Source organism: Streptomyces enissocaesilis (genome assembly GCF_039533765.1).
In the GTDB taxonomy this organism is placed as follows: Bacteria; Actinomycetota; Actinomycetes; order Streptomycetales; family Streptomycetaceae; genus Streptomyces; species Streptomyces enissocaesilis.
In genome coordinates, this window is record NZ_BAAAUD010000047.1 from 254,981 (window position 1) to 273,950 (window position 18,970).

Annotated in this window: 19 protein-coding genes; 8 read left to right on the plus strand and 11 right to left on the minus strand. The window is 71.6% G+C overall.

Translation table 11 applies throughout. The features are described from left to right. Positions 1-40: 40 nt before the first annotated feature. Together ABD374_RS23545 and ABD374_RS23550 are read left to right on the plus strand one after the other, a co-directional pair. Complete coding sequence (locus ABD374_RS23545) at positions 41-634, plus strand: ATP-binding protein (RefSeq protein ID WP_344497575.1); 594 nt, start codon at positions 41-43, stop codon at positions 632-634. A 10-nt stretch (positions 635-644) separates the two neighbouring features. After that, positions 645-911 (plus strand): hypothetical protein, encoded by a 267-nt coding sequence (locus ABD374_RS23550; RefSeq protein ID WP_344497576.1) that lies wholly within the window; start codon positions 645-647, stop codon positions 909-911. Between the two features lie 123 nt (positions 912-1,034). Here ABD374_RS23550 and ABD374_RS23555 read toward each other — a convergent pair whose 3' ends face one another. The 7 genes from ABD374_RS23555 to iolC all read right to left on the minus strand — a co-directional run bounded on the left by ABD374_RS23555 (position 1,035) and on the right by iolC (position 8,461). After that, positions 1,035-1,622, minus strand: coding sequence for a DUF4291 domain-containing protein (locus tag ABD374_RS23555; RefSeq protein ID WP_344497577.1), 588 nt, complete (start codon positions 1,620-1,622; stop codon positions 1,035-1,037). An 11-nt stretch (positions 1,623-1,633) separates the two neighbouring features. Then, entirely contained in the window at positions 1,634-2,122 is a 489-nt protein-coding gene (locus ABD374_RS23560) for a GNAT family N-acetyltransferase (RefSeq protein WP_344497578.1), read from the minus strand. A gap of 99 nt (positions 2,123-2,221) precedes the next feature. Beyond that, positions 2,222-3,721, minus strand: a complete 1,500-nt coding sequence (locus tag ABD374_RS23565) for a CoA-acylating methylmalonate-semialdehyde dehydrogenase (protein WP_344497579.1) — start codon at positions 3,719-3,721, stop codon at positions 2,222-2,224. 32 nt (positions 3,722-3,753) lie between these two features. Then, positions 3,754-5,631 carry a 3D-(3,5/4)-trihydroxycyclohexane-1,2-dione acylhydrolase (decyclizing) gene (gene iolD / locus ABD374_RS23570; RefSeq protein ID WP_344497580.1) on the minus strand — a complete coding sequence of 626 codons (1,878 nt, stop codon included), beginning with the start codon at positions 5,629-5,631 and terminating at the stop codon, positions 3,754-3,756. Beyond that, positions 5,628-6,509: a 5-deoxy-glucuronate isomerase gene (gene iolB / locus ABD374_RS23575; RefSeq protein WP_344497581.1), complete on the minus strand. Its 882-nt coding sequence runs from the start codon at positions 6,507-6,509 to the stop codon at positions 5,628-5,630. Before iolB ends, iolD begins: the two co-directional genes overlap by 4 nt. A gap of 27 nt (positions 6,510-6,536) precedes the next feature. Further along, a complete protein-coding gene (locus ABD374_RS23580; RefSeq protein ID WP_425577339.1) occupies positions 6,537-7,409 on the minus strand; it encodes a Cgl0159 family (beta/alpha)8-fold protein in 873 nt (290 codons plus the stop codon). 8 nt (positions 7,410-7,417) lie between these two features. Further along, positions 7,418-8,461 (minus strand): 5-dehydro-2-deoxygluconokinase, encoded by a 1,044-nt coding sequence (gene iolC / locus ABD374_RS23585; protein WP_344497583.1) that lies wholly within the window; start codon positions 8,459-8,461, stop codon positions 7,418-7,420. A 126-nt stretch (positions 8,462-8,587) separates the two neighbouring features. Between iolC and ABD374_RS23590 the strand changes: the two genes are divergently transcribed. The 4 genes from ABD374_RS23590 to ABD374_RS23605 all read left to right on the plus strand — a co-directional run bounded on the left by ABD374_RS23590 (position 8,588) and on the right by ABD374_RS23605 (position 13,063). Beyond that, entirely contained in the window at positions 8,588-9,499 is a 912-nt protein-coding gene (locus ABD374_RS23590) for a sugar phosphate isomerase/epimerase family protein (RefSeq protein ID WP_344497584.1), read from the plus strand. A 243-nt stretch (positions 9,500-9,742) separates the two neighbouring features. Beyond that, the gene (locus tag ABD374_RS23595; RefSeq protein WP_344497585.1) at positions 9,743-9,940 is read left to right on the plus strand and encodes a MerR family DNA-binding transcriptional regulator; all 198 of its coding nucleotides are present in this window, start codon (positions 9,743-9,745) and stop codon (positions 9,938-9,940) included. A 410-nt stretch (positions 9,941-10,350) separates the two neighbouring features. Continuing rightward, positions 10,351-10,665, plus strand: a complete 315-nt coding sequence (locus ABD374_RS23600) for a heavy-metal-associated domain-containing protein (RefSeq protein ID WP_344497586.1) — start codon at positions 10,351-10,353, stop codon at positions 10,663-10,665. An 85-nt stretch (positions 10,666-10,750) separates the two neighbouring features. After that, positions 10,751-13,063: a heavy metal translocating P-type ATPase gene (locus tag ABD374_RS23605; protein ID WP_344497587.1), complete on the plus strand. Its 2,313-nt coding sequence runs from the start codon at positions 10,751-10,753 to the stop codon at positions 13,061-13,063. Between the two features lie 363 nt (positions 13,064-13,426). Here ABD374_RS23605 and ABD374_RS23610 read toward each other — a convergent pair whose 3' ends face one another. Together ABD374_RS23610 and recD2 are read right to left on the minus strand one after the other, a co-directional pair. Then, entirely contained in the window at positions 13,427-14,716 is a 1,290-nt protein-coding gene (locus ABD374_RS23610) for a citrate synthase (RefSeq protein ID WP_344497588.1), read from the minus strand. A gap of 208 nt (positions 14,717-14,924) precedes the next feature. Then, the gene (gene recD2 / locus ABD374_RS23615; protein ID WP_344497589.1) at positions 14,925-17,174 is read right to left on the minus strand and encodes an SF1B family DNA helicase RecD2; all 2,250 of its coding nucleotides are present in this window, start codon (positions 17,172-17,174) and stop codon (positions 14,925-14,927) included. A 142-nt stretch (positions 17,175-17,316) separates the two neighbouring features. Between recD2 and ABD374_RS23620 the strand changes: the two genes are divergently transcribed. Together ABD374_RS23620 and ABD374_RS23625 are read left to right on the plus strand one after the other, a co-directional pair. After that, positions 17,317-17,814: a DUF2975 domain-containing protein gene (locus ABD374_RS23620; protein ID WP_344497590.1), complete on the plus strand. Its 498-nt coding sequence runs from the start codon at positions 17,317-17,319 to the stop codon at positions 17,812-17,814. Next, on the plus strand, positions 17,814-18,035 hold the full coding sequence (locus ABD374_RS23625; protein ID WP_344497591.1) for a helix-turn-helix domain-containing protein: 222 nt from the start codon (positions 17,814-17,816) through the stop codon (positions 18,033-18,035). Before ABD374_RS23620 ends, ABD374_RS23625 begins: the two co-directional genes overlap by 1 nt. Positions 18,036-18,162: 127 nt before the next feature. On the opposite strand, the gene ABD374_RS23630 is transcribed toward ABD374_RS23625, so the two are convergent. Beyond that, positions 18,163-18,483, minus strand: coding sequence for a hypothetical protein (locus ABD374_RS23630; protein ID WP_344497592.1), 321 nt, complete (start codon positions 18,481-18,483; stop codon positions 18,163-18,165). Further along, positions 18,480-18,818, minus strand: coding sequence for a hypothetical protein (locus ABD374_RS23635; protein ID WP_344497593.1), 339 nt, complete (start codon positions 18,816-18,818; stop codon positions 18,480-18,482). Before ABD374_RS23635 ends, ABD374_RS23630 begins: the two co-directional genes overlap by 4 nt. Positions 18,819-18,970 lie beyond the last annotated feature (152 nt).

Here is an 18,970-nt window from a genome sequence, read left to right on the forward strand (position 1 = left end):
AACCCTAGGTCCCCGGTACGACAACCGATGCGGCCCCCGGGTGGACCTCGTCGGGGTACGTGAGGAGTACGGTGCCCTCGCCCCGTACCGCAGCCGGAGTACGCAGATCGAGACGCGCTACCTCCGGCTGCTCGGCGGGCTGCGCATCGAGGTGCACGACGGCACCTGCGAGTTGCCGGGTCTGTCCACCCCCGGCGGTGACCGGGGCAGCGGGCGCGGGCTGTGGCTAGTCGACGCGCTGGCCAACCGGTGGGGCGTCGGTGAACGCCCAGGGCTCGGCAAGGTCGTATGGGCCGAGATTTCGGCGCCTGCCGGGGACGGTGAGCGGCGCGGACAAGGTGGCGGTGAAACGGTGAGCGGTGACGGACACGCGCGGATCGGGACGGTGCTGCGCTTCGTGGACTGGACGCTGAGTCTGGATGTCTCGGGCAGCGAGCCGATCCATGAGGTGGAGTGCGCCACGTGTCATGAGGCTCCGAAGCCCGGCGGGCGGAGCGCCTTGGAGGAGTGGTGCCTGAGGCACGCGGGCCGTTCCCGGCACACCGGATTCCGGGCCGTCACGACCTCGTTCTTCCGTGCGACGTGTCACGAGGCGCTGCCGGAGGCTCCGGAGGCTGCTGATGGCGGCGCGTAGGCGGTGGGTCGTGCTGCTGCTCGCCGTGGACACGGGCCGCTGGTGGTTGGCGGACTCGGCGCGCGGGGGCCTGCGATCCACCGTGGAGCACTTCGATGAACGCTGGTACCGGTTCCATCAGTGGGCGCTCGACCGCCTCGGCCCTGCGCCGGGTTCCCCGTCTGCCGGGCAAGCCATGGACCGGCTCATCCGGCGTGAGAACGAGGCGGCCGAATGGGAGTCGCTCGTGGCTCGGCTGACTCAGGACGCGGGCGGTGACGAGCCTCGGCCGACGTAGGGCACTACCTCCGCTCCGGCCGTCAGACGGTGACGGCCGGGGCGGGGACTGCGTGGCGCCGGTTCGTGCAAGTTGCCTGCTTCAAGGGCGCCTTGGCGCTCCTGCCGGACGAAGCGGCAGCGGTTACGCCGCACCGCCCAGCGGAGCGAGCAGTTCCGCCGCCACCGGACAGACCCGCTCCTGCGGCAGCAGCCGCTCGGCGGCGTCCGTGTTCCCGGCCCGCACCAGCGCGTGGATCGCGTGGGCGAGCGGGGTGACGTCGGTGATGGAGACCGTCCACTCGTCCGCGTACCGCCCCGCCGCCTCCCCCGCCAGCCCCAGCTGGAGCGAGCGGTACGGGAGCGGATTCAGCCGTACGTCGCGCTCCGGGTCCCACTGGACACGGGCGGGCGCCTGCCGCAGCCGGCGCTTCCAGTCGGCCCGGTCGGCGTGGACGCCGGGTGCGTAGTGCGACAGGCAGGCGTTGCGCAGGGCCCAGTCGAAGCCGTCGCGGGTGATCTCGACGGCCAGGACGGTCTCCTGGTCCTGCTTCGTGCCCCAGCCGCAGCGGTACATCATCCACAGGAACGACGGCTTGATCCACGTCATCCGGTCCCGCTTCCAGGCGGCGGGGAAACGGCCGTCGCGGGCGGCCGGGACGCCGATGGCCGGGGCGTACGCCTGGTAGACGGTGACGGTCGTGTCCGTGTGGAGAGCGCGTATCTCACGCATCCGCGTCCACCTCAGAGAGCGAGGTGCATGATGTGCAGGCCGACGTAACCGCGCGTGGGGTGTCTGAACCCTTCCGGGAGCGTCCCGATCACGTCGAAGCCGATCGACTCGTACAGCTTCACCGCGTGGACGTTGGTCTCCACGACCGCGTTGAACTGCATCGCCCGGAACCCCGCCTCCCGCGCCCACTTCACGCTGTACTCGCACAGCGCCCGCCCCACGCCCCGCCCCGAGTGCTCGGGGTCGACCAGGTAGGTGGCGCTCGCGATGTGGGAGCCGTTGCCCATGTGGTTGCGGTTCATCTTGGCCGTGCCGAGGACCGTACCGGCGTCGTCGACCGCGACGACCGTACGGTTCGGGGCGGCCAGGTACCACCACGCGCGGGCGTCGTCCTCGCCGAGGTCGAGCGGGTAGGTGAGGGTTTCGCCCGCGGCGACGATCTCGTGGAAGAACGGCCAGACGGCGGGCCAGTCCTCGGCGATGGCTTCTCTGATCAGCATCCGGTCAGGATGCCGGTACGGGGCCGTGCCCCGCCAGGGGTTTTGTCACGGGCAGGGCCCCCGCCGGCCGTGGCGGGGGCCCTGAGCGGCGCCGGTGGATCAGTTGTTGCGCGGGAAGCCCAGGTCGACGCCGGCGGGCGCGTCCGCCGGGTCCGGCCAGCGGGTCGTGGTGACCTTGCCGCGGGTGTAGAAGCGGATGCCGTCGGTGCCGTAGATGTGGTGGTCGCCGAAGAGCGAGTCCTTCCAGCCGCCGAAGGAGTGGTAGCCGACCGGCACCGGGATCGGCACGTTGACGCCGACCATCCCGGCCTCGATCTCCAGCTGGAAGCGGCGGGCGGCGCCGCCGTCGCGGGTGAAGATCGCGGTGCCGTTGCCGAAGGGCGAGGCGTTCATGAGGGCGACGCCCTCTTCGTACGTGTCGACGCGCAGGACGCACAGGACCGGGCCGAAGATCTCGTCGCGGTAGGCGTCGGAGTCGGTGGAGACCTCGTCGAGGAGGGACAGGCCGATCCAGTGGCCGTTCTCGAAGCCCTCGACCGTGTGGCCCGTGCCGTCCAGGACCACCTTCGCGCCCTGCGCGGCCGCGCCCGTGACGTACGAGGCGACCTTGTCGCGGTGGGCGGCGGTGATCAGCGGGCCCATCTCGGACTGCGGGTCGTTGCCGGGGCCGATCTTGATCTTCTCGGCGCGCTCGCGGATCTTGTCGACCAGCTCGTCGCCGATCGCGCCGACCGCGACCACCGCGGAGATCGCCATGCAGCGCTCGCCCGCCGAGCCGTACGCCGCCGAGACCGCCGCGTCGGCGGCCGCGTCGAGGTCGGCGTCCGGCAGGACCAGCATGTGGTTCTTCGCGCCGCCGAGGGCCTGGACGCGCTTGCCGTTGGCGGAGGCGGTCTGGTGGATGTAGCGGGCGATCGGGGTCGAGCCGACGAAGGAGACCGCCGCGACGTCCGGGTGGCTGATGAGGCCGTCGACCGCGACCTTGTCGCCGTGCAGGACGTTCAGTACGCCGTCGGGCAGACCGGCCTCGGACGCCAGTTCGGCCAGCCTGACCGACGCGGACGGGTCCTTCTCGCTCGGCTTCAGTACGAAGGTGTTGCCGCACGCGATGGCCAGCGGGAACATCCACATCGGCACCATGGCCGGGAAGTTGAACGGCGTGATGCCGGCCACGACACCGATCGGCTGGCGGATCGAGGAGACGTCGACGCGGTTCGACACCTGCGTGGACAGCTCGCCCTTGAGCTGCGTGGTGATGCCGCACGCCAGCTCCACGATCTCCAGGCCGCGCGCCACCTCGCCCAGCGCGTCCGAGTGGACCTTGCCGTGCTCGGCGGTGATCAGCGCGGCGATCTCGTCGCGGTGGGCGTCGAGCAGCGCGCGGTAGCGGAAGAGGACCGTGGTGCGGGCGGCCAGCGAGGACGTGCCCCAGGTCACGTACGCGGCCTTCGCCGACGCGACGGCGGCGTCGACCTCCTCGACCGAGGCGAGCGCGACCTGCGTGGTCACCTCACCGGTGGCCGGGTCGGTCACCGGGCCCCAGTTGCCCGACGCGCCCTCGACGGTCTTGCCGCCGATGAAGTGGTTGACGGTCTTCATACCGGAAACTCCTTGTGTTGCAGCGGGGGCGGTCAGAGATGGCGGCGTCGCGCAGCGGCTTGACGGTCGTACTCCTCCCGGGCCTTGACCGTCGACGGGCGGGTCGCGGTCTCGGCCACGGGAACATCCCACCACGCCTGGGCGGCGGGCGCGCCCGACACTGTGTCGGGCGTTCGTGTCTCGACGTAGACACATGTGGGGCCGTCGCAGGCGCGCGCCCGGGTGAGGGCTTCCCGCAGGTCACGCACGGTCTTGGCGCGGATGACCCGCATGCCGAGGGAGCCCGCGTTGGCTGCCAGGTCGACCGGGAGCGGCGCGCCGGTGTACGAGCCGTCGGGCTCCCGGAAGCGGTACGCCGTACCGAAGCGCTCGGCACCCACGGACTCGGAGAGGCCGCCGATGGAGGCGTAGCCGTGGTTCTGGAGGATGACGACCTTGAGGGGGAGGCGCTCCTGCACGGCGGTGACGATCTCGGTGGGATTCATCAGGTACGTGCCGTCGCCGACCAGCGCCCACACCGGGCGGCCGGGCGCGGCGAGCTGCACGCCGATGGCGGCCGGGATCTCGTAGCCCATGCAGGAGTAGCCGTACTCGACGTGGTACTGGTCCCGGGAGCGCGTCCGCCACAGCTTGTGGAGGTCGCCGGGGAGGGAGCCGGCCGCGTTGATGAGGATGTCTTCGCGGGTGACGAGGGTGTCGAGTACGCCGAGGACCTGGACCTGGGTGGGGCGGGCGTCCTCGTCGGGGGCGGCGTAGGCGGCGGTGACGCGTTCCTCCCAGCGCGCCTTCGCCTCGCCGTACTCGGTGACGTAGGCGTCGGGGACGCGGTGGCCGCGCAGGGCCTGGACGAGCGCCTGGAGGGCGACGCGGGCGTCGCCGACCACCTGCCGGGCGCCCATCTTGTGGGCGTCGAAGCCGGTGATGTTGAGGTTGACGAAGCGGACGTCCGGGTTCTGGAAGAGGGTCGAGGATGCGGTGGTGAAGTCGGAGTAGCGGGTGCCGACGCCGATCACCAGGTCGGCGGTACGGGCGAGTCGGTCGGCGGTGGCGGTGCCGGTGTGGCCGATGCCGCCGACGTCCGCCGGGTGGTCGTACGGGAGCGAGCCCTTGCCCGCCTGGGTGGAGGCCACGGGGGTGCCGGTCGCCTCGGCGAAGACCTTCAGGGCCGTCTCGGCGCCGCTGTGGTGGACGCCGCCGCCCGCGATCAGGAGGGGGCGGCGGGCGGTGCGGACGGCGCGTACGGCTTCGGCGAGTTCGCGCTGGTCCGGCTGGTGCGCCCGTACCGGCCAGACGCGCTCGGCGAAGAACTCCTCCGGCCAGTCGTACGCCTCCGCCTGCACGTCCTGCGGCAGCGCGAGCGTCACGGCGCCGGTCCCGGCGGGGTCGGCCAGGACGCGCATCGCCTGGAGCGCCGCCGGGATCAGGGCCTCGGGACGGGTGATCCGGTCGAAGTACCGGGACACGGGACGCAGGCAGTCGTTGACGGACACGTCACCGGCGTACGGGACTTCCAGCTGCTGGAGGACGGGGTCGGCTGGGCGGGTCGCGAAGGTGTCGCCGGGCAGCAGGAGGACGGGGAGGTGGTTGACGGTCGCGAGGGCGGCGCCCGTGACGAGGTTGGTGGCGCCGGGGCCGATGGAGGTGGTGACGGCGTGCGCGGAGAGGCGGCCGCACTGGCGGGCGTAGCCGACGGCTGCGTGCACCATGGCCTGCTCGTTGCGGCCCTGGTAGTACGGCATGCCGTCCGAGCCGGGTTCGAGGAGCGCCTGGCCGAGGCCGGCGACGTTGCCGTGGCCGAAGATGCCCCAGGTGCCGGTGATGAAGCGGTGGCGGACGCCGTTGCGTTCGGTGTACTGGCGGGTGAGGAAGGCCACCAGGGCCTGGGCGGTGGTCAGTCGTCGGGTGGTCACTGCGTCGGCTCCTCGGGTCCGTACAGCGGCAGCCGGGGATCGACCGGCTGCGAGGGCCAGGTGTCGCGGATCCAGCCGTGGTCGGGATGGTCGCGGATCAGCCACTCCCGCTCCTCCCCCGGTCCCGCCATCACGTTGAGGTAGTAGAGGGTGTGGCCGGGCGCCGCGACGGACGGGCCGTGCCAGCCGTCGGGGATCAGGACGGCGTCGCCGGTGCGGACTTCGGCGAGGAGGTCCGTACCTCCGGGGCGGGACGGTGAGACCCGGTGGTGGCCGAAGCCGCCTTCGCGGTCGGTCTCGAAGTAGTAGATCTCTTCGAGCTCGGACTCGACGCCCGGGTGGTGCTCGTCGTGTTTGTGGGGTGGGTACGAGGACCAGTTGCCGCCCGGGGTGAGGACCTCGACGGCGATCAGCCGGTCGCACGCGAAGACGCTCGCGGCCGCGAAGTTGTTGACCTGACGCGAGCAGTCGCCGGTGCCGCGCAGTTCGACGGGGACCTCCGGTGCGGGACCGTAGCGGGCGGGGAGCCGTCGCCCGCACCTCGCTCCTGCCAGGGCGAAGCGGCCTCCCGCGCCGGAGGAGATCCGGGCGTGCGCGTCGCGGGGCACGTACGCGAAGTCGGTGACCGAGTGGAACACGCTCTGCCTGCCCAGCAGTTCGAAGGTCTCGTCCTCCACGCGCACCGCGCAGCCGCCGCTGAGCGGCAGCACGATCCACTCGCTGTCGCCGGCCGTGAGCGTGTGGGAGCCGCCGGGCGGCAGTTCCAGCACGCGCAGGCCCGAATAGCGCCAGCCGGCCCGCTTCGGATCGATGTCCAGGGCGTACGGGCCCCGCGCGGCGGCTCCCGCCCGAAGTACGTGCCTGTCGTTGTCCGTCATGCCCTCTCCCTACCCGCCGGCCTCGCGCTACAGCAGTCCGACAGCGGTGTCGACCGCCCCCGCCACGTCCCCGTCGGCCGGATAGAGCAGCGACCGGCCGACGACCAGGCCCTGGACGGTCGGCAGCCGCAGCGCCTCCCGCCACCTCTCGTACGCGCCGTCCTGGTCGGCGCCGACCTCGCCGCCCAGCAGCACGGCGGGCAGGGTCGAGGTCTCCATGACCCGCGCCATGTCGTCGGGGTTCTTCGTGACGGGGACCTTCAGCCAGGTGTACGCGGAGGTCCCGGCGAGGCCCGAGGCGATGGCGATGGAGTGCGTGACGGCCCCGGCGCTCAGGTCGTTGCGGACCTTCCCGTCCACCCGGCGGGAGATGAACGGCTCGACGAAGACCGGGAGCCGGCGTTCGGCCATCGCGTCGATGGTGCGGGCGGTGGCGTGCAGGGTGTCGAGCGAGCCGGGGTCGTCGTAGTCGATGCGCAGGAGCAGCTTGCCCGCGTCGAAGCCGCGGCGCTCCAGGTCCTGGGCGCGGGGGCCCGTGAAGCGGTCGTCGAGTTCGAAGGCGGCGCCGGCCAGGCCGCCGCGGTTCATGGAGCCGACGACGACCTTGCCGTCGAGGGCGCCGAGCAGGAGCAGGTCGTCGAGGATGTCGGCGGCGGCCAGGACGCCGTCGACGCCGGGGCGGGAGAGGGCCAGGCAGAGCCGCTCCAGCAGGTCGGGGCGGGCGGCCATGGCGAGTTCGCGGTCGCCGACGCCGAGGGCGCCGCGGGCCGGGTGGTCGGCGGCGATGATCATGAGCCGTCCGCTCGCGCCGATCAGGGGCCTGCGGGGGCGGCGGGCGGCGGCCTCGGCGATCGCTTCGGGGTGGTGGGCCCGTACCCGTACGAGGTCGCAGACGCGCAGGCCGGTGGTCACGTCGTGGGCTCCTGCGCGGGGACGGGGCCGCCCGCGAGGACCTGTTCCACCTCTGCCGGGCGGGGCATCGCGGAGGAGCAGGCGAGGCGGGTGGCGACGATGGCGCCGGCCGCGTTGGCGTACCGCAGGGTGTGCTCCAGGTCCCAGCCGGCCAGCAGCCCGTGGCAGAGGGCCCCGCCGAAGGCGTCGCCCGCGCCGAGCCCGTTGAACACGTCGACGGGTACGGGCGGGCACGCGGCCGTCGTACCGTCGCGGTGCGCGGCGAACACGCCCTTCGGTCCCTGTTTGACGACGGCGAGTTCGACGCCGGTGCCGGCGGCGAGCAGGGCGCGGGCGGCGGCGTGCGGTTCGCGTTCCCCGGTGGCGACTTCGCACTCGTCGAGGTTGCCGACGGCGACGGTGGCGTGGCGGAGGGCCTCGGCGTAGTACGGGCGGGCCTCGGCGGGGTCGCCGCCGGCCCAGAACATCGGTCGCCAGTCCAGGTCGAAGACCGTCGCAGTCCCCGTGCTCCCCGCGTTCCCCGCGCCCCGCGCCTCCAGCGCCGCGAGCGTCGCCGAGCGGCTCGGCTCCGCGCACAGGCCCGTGCCCGTCATCCAGAAGATCCGCGCCGAACGGATCGCGTCCAGGTCCAGGTCCTGGGCGCGCAGTTCGAGGTCGGGCGCCTTCGGCTGCCGGTAGAAGTAGAGCGGGAAGTCGTCCGGCGGGAAGATCTCGCAGAACGTCACCGGGGTCGGCAGGTCCGCGACCCCCGTCACCCAGCGGTCGTCGACGCCGAACTCCCGCAGCTGCCGGTGGAGGTAGTCGCCGAAGGGGTCGGTCCCGGTGCGGGTGACGACGGCCGTGCGCCGGCCCAGCCTGGCCGCGGCGACCGCCACGTTCGCGGCCGAGCCGCCGAGGAACCTGCCGAACGTCTCGACCTGTGCCAGCGGGACCCCGGCCCGCAGCGGGTAGAGGTCCACCCCGATCCGGCCCATCGCGATCAGGTCGTGCGGGGCGTAGGGGGCGCACCCGTCGTGCGGCTCGTACGAATGGGGCTCCATGCGCGTCCCTCCGGTCCGGCGGCTGTTCCCAGGTCTAGTGGGCGCCGCTCCACCCTGTCAACGTTTTGTCCTTACATTCGGACGAAGGCTTGACACTTTTCTCGCACGGCCGGAAAGCTGACGCCCATGACCTCTCCCGTACCCGCGCCGACCCGCATCCGGGTCGGTTCCGCCCCCGATTCCTGGGGAGTGTGGTTCCCCGACGACCCGCTCCAGGTGCCCTGGCAACGCTTCCTCGACGAGGTCGCGGAGGCCGGTTACCCCTGGATCGAGCTCGGCCCGTACGGCTACCTCCCGACCGATCCGGTCCGTCTCGCCGACGAGACGAGCCGCCGGGGGCTGTCCGTCTCGGCGGGCACGGTCTTCACCGGCCTCCACCGCGGACCCGAGGTCTGGGACACCACGTGGGCCCGGGTCGCGGAGGTCTCCGAACTCACCAGGGCCATGGGCGCGGAGCACCTGGTCGTCATCCCGTCCTTCTGGCGGGACGACAGGACCGGCGAGGTGCTGGAGGAGCGCACGCTGACGGCCGCCCAGTGGCGGACGCTCGCCCGGCAGACCGAGCGGCTCGGACGCGAGGTGCGCGAGCGGTACGGGCTGAAGATCGTCGTCCATCCGCACGCGGACACCCACATCGACAGCGAGGAGAACGTCACCCGCTTCCTGGACGCGACCGACTCCGCCCTGGTCTCGCTCTGCCTGGACACCGGCCACTACGCGTACTGCGGCGGGGACAGCGTCGAACTCATCGAGACGTACGGGGAGCGGATCGGCTACCTCCACCTCAAGCAGGTGGACCCGGAGGTCCTCGCCGGAGTCGTCGCGGACGAGGTGCCGTTCGGACCCGCCGTCGGGAGGGGCGTGATGTGCGAACCACCGGCCGGGGTGCCGGCGCTGGAGCCCGTACTGGCGGCGGCCGGGCGGCTGGACGTGGACCTGTTCGCGATCGTCGAGCAGGACATGTACCCGTGTCCGCCGGACAGGCCCCTGCCGATCGCCCGGCGCACCCGCCGCTTCCTGCGCTCCTGCGGCGCCTAGCCCGGGGGGCCTCAGGTCTGCGGACCGCGGCGGAACACACGCCGCGAACGTCACATTCATTGATCTCCTGTCACACATGTCCCGGTTGCGCGGGTCTTCCGTCACAGGCGTTCAACAGCCCCTCTCCCTCGTCACCCTGCGTCGTTCAACGAACACAGGCTGAGTGATCGCCGGCGTTCCGCGCCCCAGCTCCCCCGACGGCCCCCCGGTCGCCGCTGAGGCGCGCGCAGGGAGGTGCCACAGATGACTGACCGCAGACTCTGGTCGTACAAGGAGATCGCCGCGCACATCCGGGTCCAGCCGGACACCGTGCGCTCGTACCGCAAGCACGGGCTGCTCCCCCCGCCCGACCACACGGAGAACGGCAAGCCCTACTGGTACGCGGACACCATCCGCCTCTGGGTGTCACGCCGGCCGGGCAACAAGGGACGCAGGGAATGAGGGCGGCGCGGGACGCTCCCGCCCGTCGAGGTGCCCCGGGAGGACGCCCGCCGGGAATCCCCCGGCCCAGCGACTGATCACGGCGTCCTTCCGGACCCCTCCCCAAGCCCGACCCCCAGGCCCACCCCTCCCGCCGGCCCCCTCACCGGCGGGAGGGGTGGGCCGCCCTCTTGGCAGCGGACGGCAGACGGACGGCGGGCGCATGCCCTCGCGCGCGCCGCAGGGGCGTTTGCCCCGGCCCGTTCCGGCCTCCCGGCAGGCGCCGCGCCCGCGCGCGGTGGAATCCCCGCGGGGGCAGTCGCGCTTCAATACCCCCTAGGGGTATAGTGTGCACAGCGTCAGGAAGTCACGGCATCCCCGCGGCTTTCTGGGGCACCACGCCTGCGTAAGCCCGAGAGAGGGAGAACGACATGACCGCCGAGACCGGGACGAAGACCGAGACCACCACGACCGGCTCCTGCTGCTCGCCGTCCGGCTCCTGCCACGACACCCCGGCCGAGGTCCAGGTGGGCGCCGTCACCACCGAGTACCAGGTGAGCGGCATGACCTGCGGGCACTGCGAGGGCGCGGTCGCCGGCGAGATCTCGGAGATCCCCGGGGTCACCTCGGTGAAGGCGGTCGCCTCCACCGGCCGGGTGAGCGTCGTCTCCGACGCCCCGCTGGACCTGGAAGCCGTACGCGCCGCCGTGGACGAGGCCGGTTACGAGCTCGTCGGCCGGGCCTGACCCGGACCGCCTTCCCGACCGGGCCGTACCGGACCAGTTCATACTGGCCCCCGTACGGCCCCGTCCGTTTTCCTGGAGCAAGAACATGACCAGCACAGCGCAAGAGGCACCGACGCCCGCCGTGGACACGTCCCGGGTCGAGCTCTCCATCGGGGGGATGACCTGCGCCTCCTGCGCCGCCCGCATCGAGAAGAAGCTCAACCGCATGGACGGCGTCCAGGCCACCGTCAACTACGCGACGGCGAAGGCGAGGGTCAGTTACGCCGAGGGGGTGGGCGTCGCCGATCTCATCGCCACCGTCGAGAAGACCGGCTACACCGCCGAGGAGCCCCCGCCGCCCGCCGCCCCCGTCCCCGCCGCGCCGGAGCAGGCGCCCGGGCGCGAGCGGGACGACCCCGCACTCGCCCCGCCGCGGCAGCGCTTTCTCGTCTCGCTGATCCTCTCCGTCCCCGTGGTCGCGCTCGCGATGATCCCCCGGCTCCAGTTCGACAACTGGCAGTGGCTCTCGCTGACCCTCGCCGCCCCGGTCGTCGTCTGGGGCGGGCTCCCCTTCCACCGGGCCGCCTGGACCAACCTCCGGCACGGCGCCGCCACCATGGACACCCTCGTCTCGGTCGGCACGCTCGCCGCGTTCGGCTGGTCGCTGTGGGCCCTTTTCCTCGGACACGCGGGCATGCCGGGCATGCGCCACGGCTTCGAGCTGACCGCGTCCCAGCGCACCGACGGGGCTTCGGTGATCTACCTGGAGGTCGCCGCCGGGGTCGTCACCTTCATCCTCCTCGGCCGCTACCTGGAGGCGACGGCCAAGCGGAAGGCGGGCTCGGCGCTGCGCGCGCTGATGGAACTCGGGTCGAAGGACGTGACGGTGCTCCGGGGCGGTACGGAGGTACGCGTCCCGGTCGACGCCCTCGCCGTCGGGGACCACTTCGTCGTACGCCCCGGCGAGAAGGTCGCCACCGACGGCACGGTCGTCGAAGGCACCTCCGCCGTCGACGCCTCCCTGCTGACCGGCGAGTCCGTGCCGGTGGACGTGACCGCCGGGGACGCCGTCACCGGCGCCACCGTGAACACCTCGGGCCGGATCGTCGTCGAGGCGACCGGGATCGGCGCCGACACCCGGCTCGCGCGCATGGCCCGTCTCGTCGAGGACGCCCAGAACGGCAAGGCCGAGGTGCAGCGCCTGGCCGACCGCGTCTCCGCGGTCTTCGTGCCGGTCGTCCTGCTCATCGCCCTGGGCACGCTCGTCACCTGGCTGCTGCTCACGGACGACCCGGTCGCCTCGTTCACGGCGGCCGTGGCGGTGCTGATCATCGCGTGCCCGTGCGCGCTGGGGCTGGCCACGCCGACCGCGCTCATGGTCGGTACGGGGCGCGGCGCCCAGCTCGGCATCCTGATCAAGGGACCGGAGGTGCTGGAGTCGACCCGACGCGTGGACACCGTGGTACTCGACAAGACGGGGACGGTCACGACGGGGCGGATGGAGCTCAGGGACGTCTTCACCGCGCCCGGCACCGACGAGGCCCTGCTGCTGCGCCTGGCCGGCGCGCTGGAGCACGCCTCGGAGCACCCGGTCGCGCGGGCCGTGGCGTCCGGCGCCGCCGACCGGACCGGGCCGCTGCCGGAAGTGGAGAAGTTCGAGAACGTCGCGGGGCTCGGGGTGCGCGGTCTGGTCGACGGGCACGAGGTGCTCGTGGGGCGCGAGGCGCTGCTCGCCGGGGCGGGCGTGGAGCTGGGGCCCGAGCTGGCCGGCGCCAAGGCCGCGGCGGAGGCCGAGGGGCGTACGGCGGTGGCCGTGGCCTGGGGCGGGTCGGCGCGCGGCGTCCTGACCGTCGCGGACGCCGTGAAGGAGACCAGCGCGGAGGCGGTCGCGCGGCTGCGCGAGCTCGGCCTCACCCCGGTGCTGCTGACCGGCGACAACCGGGCCGTCGCCGAGTCGGTGGCGCGTGCGGTCGGGATCGGCCCGGAGGACGTGTACGCCGAGGTCCTGCCGCAGGACAAGGTCGACGTCGTGAAGCGGCTCCAGGCCGGGGGGCGCAGCGTGGCGATGGTCGGCGACGGCGTGAACGACGCGGCGGCGCTGGCCACGGCGGATCTGGGGCTCGCTATGGGCACGGGGACGGACGCCGCGATCGAGGCGGGCGACCTGACGCTCGTCCGGGGGGACCTGAGAGTGGCGGCGGACGCGATCCTGCTGTCCCGCAGGACACTGGGGACCATCAAGGGCAATCTCTTCTGGGCCTTCGGCTACAACGTCGCCGCCCTGCCCCTGGCGGCCGCCGGGCTGCTCAACCCCATGATCGCCGGGTTCGCGATGGCGTTTTCCTCGGTGTTCGTAGTGACAAACAGCCTCCGGCTGCGTACCTTCACAGGACGCACACAAAGTGACGCACGTCACTGAGGTTTGAGGGTAACCATTCCGGCCACCCGCGAGTCTAAGTAGGCGATGCCAAGAACGTCTTGGGGGACGTTCGCGGAATGTCTTGGGGGACGTTCCGGGCAAGCGTTGGCCGGGGCACGTGCACCGGGGAGCTTTGAGCGGCCCTCCCGTACGTACGCGTCCCGGCAGACCGCGCAGGGAGCTGTGCGCCCATCAGACGCCCGGCCGGATCCCGTGGGGGGAATCCGCTCCGGGAAAAGGGAAGCGCCCCGGCCTGCCGACCCGTGGGGGGATCGGCAGCGGGGCGCTTTCCGCTTTTCAGCAGGTGGTGCGGGCGACTCGGGTGGTGCGAGTGACGCGGTGCGGCCGGGGGAACCGGTCGGGTCAGCGGCCCTCGACCGGGACGAAGTCGCGCAGGACCTCGCCGGTGTAGATCTGGCGCGGGCGGCCGATGCGGGAACCCGGCTCCTTGATCATCTCGTGCCACTGGGCGATCCAGCCCGGGAGGCGGCCCAGCGCGAAGAGCACCGTGAACATCTCGGTCGGGAAGCCCATGGCCCGGTAGATCAGGCCGGTGTAGAAGTCGACGTTCGGGTAGAGCTTGCGCTCCACGAAGTACTCGTCGGCCAGCGCGTGCTCCTCGAGCTTGAGCGCGATGTCCAGCAGCTCGTCGTCCTTGCCCAGGGCGGAGAGGACGTCGTGCGCCGCAGCCTTGATGATCTTCGCCCGGGGGTCGAAGTTCTTGTAGACGCGGTGCCCGAAGCCCATGAGCTTCACGCCGTCTTCCTTGTTCTTCACCTTGCGGATGAAGCTGTCGACGTCGCCGCCGTCGGCCTGGATGCCCTCCAGCATCTCCAGCACCGACTGGTTGGCGCCACCGTGCAGCGGGCCCCACAGGGCGCTGATGCCGGCGGAGATCGAGGCGAACATGTTCGCCTGCGAGGAGCCGACCAGGCGCACGGTGGACGTCGAACAGTTCTGCTCGTGGTCCGCGTGCAGGATCAGCAGCTTCTCCAGCGCCGCGACCACGACCGGGTCCGGCACGTACTCCTGCGCCGGGACCGAGAAGGTCATGCGCAGGAAGTTCTCGACGTACCCGAGGTCGTTGCTCGGGTAGACGAAGGGGTGGCCGATCGACTTCTTGTAGGCGTACGCCGCGATCGTCGGAAGCTTGGCGAGGAGGCGGATCGTCGAAAGGTGACGCTGCTTCTCGTCGAACGGGTTGTGGCTGTCCTGGTAGAAGGTGGACAGCGCGCTGACCACCGACGACAGCATGGCCATCGGGTGCGCGTCACGCGGGAAGCCGTCGAAGAACCGCTTCACGTCCTCGTGCAGCAGCGTGTGCTGGGTGATCTCGTTCTTGAAGGCCGAAAGCTCGTCGACCTTGGGGAGCTCACCGTTGATCAGCAGGTACGCCACCTCCACGAAGGTGGAGCCGTCGGCCAGCTGCTCGATGGGGTATCCGCGGTAGCGCAGAATGCCCTGCTCACCGTCGAGGTAGGTGATCGCGGATTTATAGGCGGCCGTGTTGCCGTATCCGCTGTCGAGAGTCACCAGACCGGTCTGAGTCCGGAGCTTCCCGATGTCGAAGCCCTTGTCGCCGACGGTGCTGTCGATCACCGGGTAGGTGTACTCGCCATCGCCGTACCGCAGTACTACAGAGTTGTCGCTCACGTCATCCCTCACCGACGTAGTGCCTCTTCTTCGAGGTGCCCTGACTGTCTCTACCATCCCCCATTTGGCTCAGCAGAGTGCACTCGGGGTCGGCCATTAGGCCCATTCGCGGCACTCAGTGCCGCCAACCTGCTCATCCTGCCCCCTTCGCCCCAGTTCCGGAAGTCGGGAGGGACGTTTGCCAGGGACAGTCCCCCTATGAGGCGTTTTACTCCACCGCGCGGTTCCTCTCCACCCGGCCGGCCAGCCGGTGATCCAGCGCCGTACAGCGCCGGCCTGCGGAAACCGTACGGACGGCCTGGCCGATCGCCTTGCGGGAGCCGACCAGCACGACCAGCTTCCTGGCCCGGGTGACCGCGGTGTAGAGCAGATTGCGCTGGAGCATCATCCAGGCCCCGGTGGTGACCGGAATCACCACCGCCGGATATTCGCTGCCCTGCGAGCGGTGGATCGTCACGGCGTACGCGTGCGCCAGCTCGTCCAGCTCGTCGAAGTCGTACGGAACCTCCTCGTCCTCGTCCGTCAGGACCGTCAGGCGCTGGTCGTCGAGGTTGAGCGAGGTGACCACGCCCACGGTGCCGTTGAAGACCCCGTTCTCCCCCTTCTCGTAGTTGTTGCGAATCTGGGTCACCTTGTCCCCGACGCGGAAGACCCTGCCGCCGAACCTCTTCTCCGGGAGGTCGGGCCTGGCGGGCGTGATCGCCTGCTGGAGCAGGCCGTTGAGCGCTCCCGCGCCGGCCGGGCCGCGGTGCATCGGCGCCAGTACCTGGATGTCGCGCCTCGGGTCGAGACCGAACTTGGCGGGGACGCGGCGGGCGGCGACGTCCACCGTGACCCGTCCGGCGTCCTCGGTCTCGTCCTCGACGAAGAGGAAGAAGTCCGGCAGGCCCTGGGTGATGGGCTGGACACCGGAGTTGATGCGGTGCGCGTTCGTCACCACGCCCGACTGCTGGGCCTGGCGGAAGATCCGGGTCAGGCGGACGGAGGGGACCGGTCCGCCGTCGGCCAGGAGGTCGCGCAGCACCTCCCCCGCGCCCACGGAGGGCAGTTGGTCCACGTCGCCCACCAGGAGCAGGTGCGCGCCCGGCGCCACGGCCTTCACCAGTTTGTTGGCGAGGAGCAGGTCGAGCATGGACGCCTCGTCGACGACGACCAGGTCGGCGTCGAGGGGGCGGTCCCTGTCGTACGCCGCGTCGCCGCCCGGCTTGAGCTCCAGCAGGCGGTGCACGGTGGACGCGTCGGCCCCGGTGAGCTCGGCCAGCCGCTTGGCCGCCCGGCCGGTGGGGGCGGCCAGCACCACTTTCGCCTTCTTGGCGCGGGCCAGCTCCACGATGGAACGGACCGTGAAGGACTTGCCGCAGCCGGGGCCGCCGGTGAGCACGGCCACCTTCTCGGTCAGCGCGAGCCTGACCGCCGCCTGCTGCTCGGGCGCCAGCTCGGCGCCGGTACGGCCCGCCAGCCACGCCAGCGCCTTGTCCCAGGCCACGTCCCGGAACGCCGGCATCCGGTCCTCGGGGGTGCGCAGGAGGCGCTGGGCCTGCGCGGCCAGGGACACCTCGGCCCGGTGGAAGGGGACGAGGTAGACGGCGGTGACGGGATCGCCCTCGCCGCCCTCCGGAGGCGGCACCTTCTCCCGTACGACGCCCTCGTCCGCCGCCAGTTCGGCCAGGCAGTCGATGACCAGGCCCGTGTCCACCTGGAGCAGCTTCACGGCGTCGCTGATCAGCCGTTCCTCCGGGAGGTAGCAGTGGCCCTGGTCCGTGGACTGCGACAGCGCGTACTGGAGGCCGGCCTTCACGCGCTCGGGACTGTCGTGCGGGATGCCGACGGACTGGGCGATCCTGTCGGCGGTGAGGAAGCCGATGCCCCAGACGTCGGCGGCCAGCCGGTAGGGCTCGTTCTTCACCACGGAGATCGAGGCGTCGCCGTACTTCTTGTAGATGCGCACCGCGATGGAGGTCGAGACCCCCACGCCCTGGAGGAAGATCATGACCTCCTTGATGGCCTTCTGCTCCTCCCAGGCGGCCGCGATCATCCTGGTCCGCTTCGGGCCGAGGCCGGGCACCTCGATCAGCCGCTTCGGCTCGGTCTCGATCACGTCCAGGGTGTCGACGCCGAAGTGCGTGGTGATCCGGTCGGCCATCACGGGACCGATGCCCTTGATCAGCCCGGAGCCGAGGTAGCGGCGGATGCCCTGGATGGTGGCGGGCAGCACGGTCGTGTAGTTCTCGACGGTGAACTGCCTGCCGTACTGGGGGTGCGAGCCCCAGCGGCCCTCCATGCGCAGCGACTCCCCCGGCTGCGCGCCGAGCAGCGAGCCGACCACCGTGAGCAGATCGTCGGACCCGCGCCCGGTGTCGACGCGGGCGACCGTGTAACCGCTCTCCTCGTTGGCGTACGTGATCCGTTCGAGGACCCCTTCGACGACCGCCGGGACGAACGCTGCTGGACTGGACATGATCCGACGCTACCGCTCCGCACCGACAGCGCCGCAGGCGCTGGGGAAAACACCGGCGGCGATGGAGGGGCCCGGCCCACCCCTTTGCCACGCCTATCGATTTTCGATAGATTCCCATCGTTGATCGATCGAGGGAGAGATGATGGGAAAGCTGACAGTGCTCGCGCTGCGCGCCGTGCTCGTGGTGCTGCTCGCCGGCTCGGTGTTCGTACAGACGGTGATGGTGGCGCTGCTGGCCACCGACCTGGAGGAGAGCGGCGGGTCCCTCGCGGACCGGCGCTTCCCGATTCTCGTGATCGTGGTTCTGGGCCTCGTGGCGGTCCAGGTGGTCCTGGTCTGCGTGTGGCGGCTGGTGACGATGGTGCGGCGCGCAACGGTGTTCTCCGACGCCGCCTTCCGGTACGTGCACGTCGTGATCGGCGCGTTCGTGGCGGCCGCCCTCCTGGTGTTCGCGCTCGCGGTCGTCCTGGCACCGGGCGAAGCCGTGGCCCCGGGCGTCGTCCTCCTGCTGTGCGGGGTCGTCGTGGCGGTCCTGGGGGTCGCGCTCGTCGTGCTCGTCCTGCGGATGCTGCTCGCCCAGGCCGTCGCGCGCGACGTCGAGGCGACGCGGATGCGGGCCGAGCTGGACGAGGTGATCTGATGCCGATCGCCGTCGACATCGACGTGATGCTGGCCAGGCGGAAGATGTCCGTGGGCGAGCTCGCGGACCGCGTCGGGATCACCCCCGCCAACCTGGCGGTGCTCAAGAACGGCCGTGCCAAGGCGGTGCGCTTCGCGACGCTCGCTGCGCTCTGCGAGGCGCTCGAATGCCAGCCGGGAGACCTGCTGCGCTGGGAGGCGGAGGATCCAGCGGAGGGGTGAGGCCGGCCGTCGGCGTCGGTGGCCGGGGCCGGTGCGGCGCGGAAGTCCCGCGCTGTCGCACGTTCCCTGGAAGTGCTTGTTCGGGGTCGGCGACAGCACGGGACCGGTCAGGGCGGCTGACAGTTCGTCACTTCTCGTTGTCCGGGGCGGGCCCTGCCGCCTCCAGCCGCGCTCCCCGGCTCTCCGCGACCCGCTTGACGTCCCCCAGGGACTCGCTCAGCCGGCTGGCGAGGAAGTGCAGCTCGCCGCTGGTCACCCGGCGGTCCGCGAGCAGGTCGGCCGCGTGGCCCAGAAGGTCTTCCGCCATGCCGAGTTGAATGCTCTCGATGCCGTCCGCGACCCGTGACACATGGCCGGTGCCGTCACCCAGGACGTAACACGGTTTGCCCTGGTCCCCCGTCCAGGGCAGCAGCCGGAGCGTGTGCCGATCGCGCTGCTCGCCGTTCACGCGTCGACCTCCACCCCGTGGAGGAACCGTGGTCCGGCATCCACCCCGTGCACGGCGAGCCACAGCGCGCGCCGCCGCGTCCGTTGCCGCCGCACTTCGGCCAGTTGCCGCTCGTGCACTTCGAGGTACGGGCGGACCAACGGGCCGGTCTCCTCGTGCGGAGGACGCTCACCGGTGCGGTGGGCGGCGGGCCCTCCGACGTAGTCGCAGGAGTAGGGGTACGAGAACGGATACGCGCACTCGTACGCACGCGAGCCTGACGGCCGGTGCCGCCCTCTGCCGGGGAACGGAAGCCGCAACAGCGGCTCGAAGAGGCGAGCGATAAGGTCCGTCATGTCAGCCTGCTTTCCTCAGGACGGCCACGCTCCCGGACCGCGCCCAACGCGGTCGCGGGAGTCTTCTCAGAGGCGGGTGAGCCCCGTCGCCAGGGGTCGCACTGCGCCAGGAGAGCAACGCTAGGGAGAGCTGCGACCAGCGGCAATGGCAC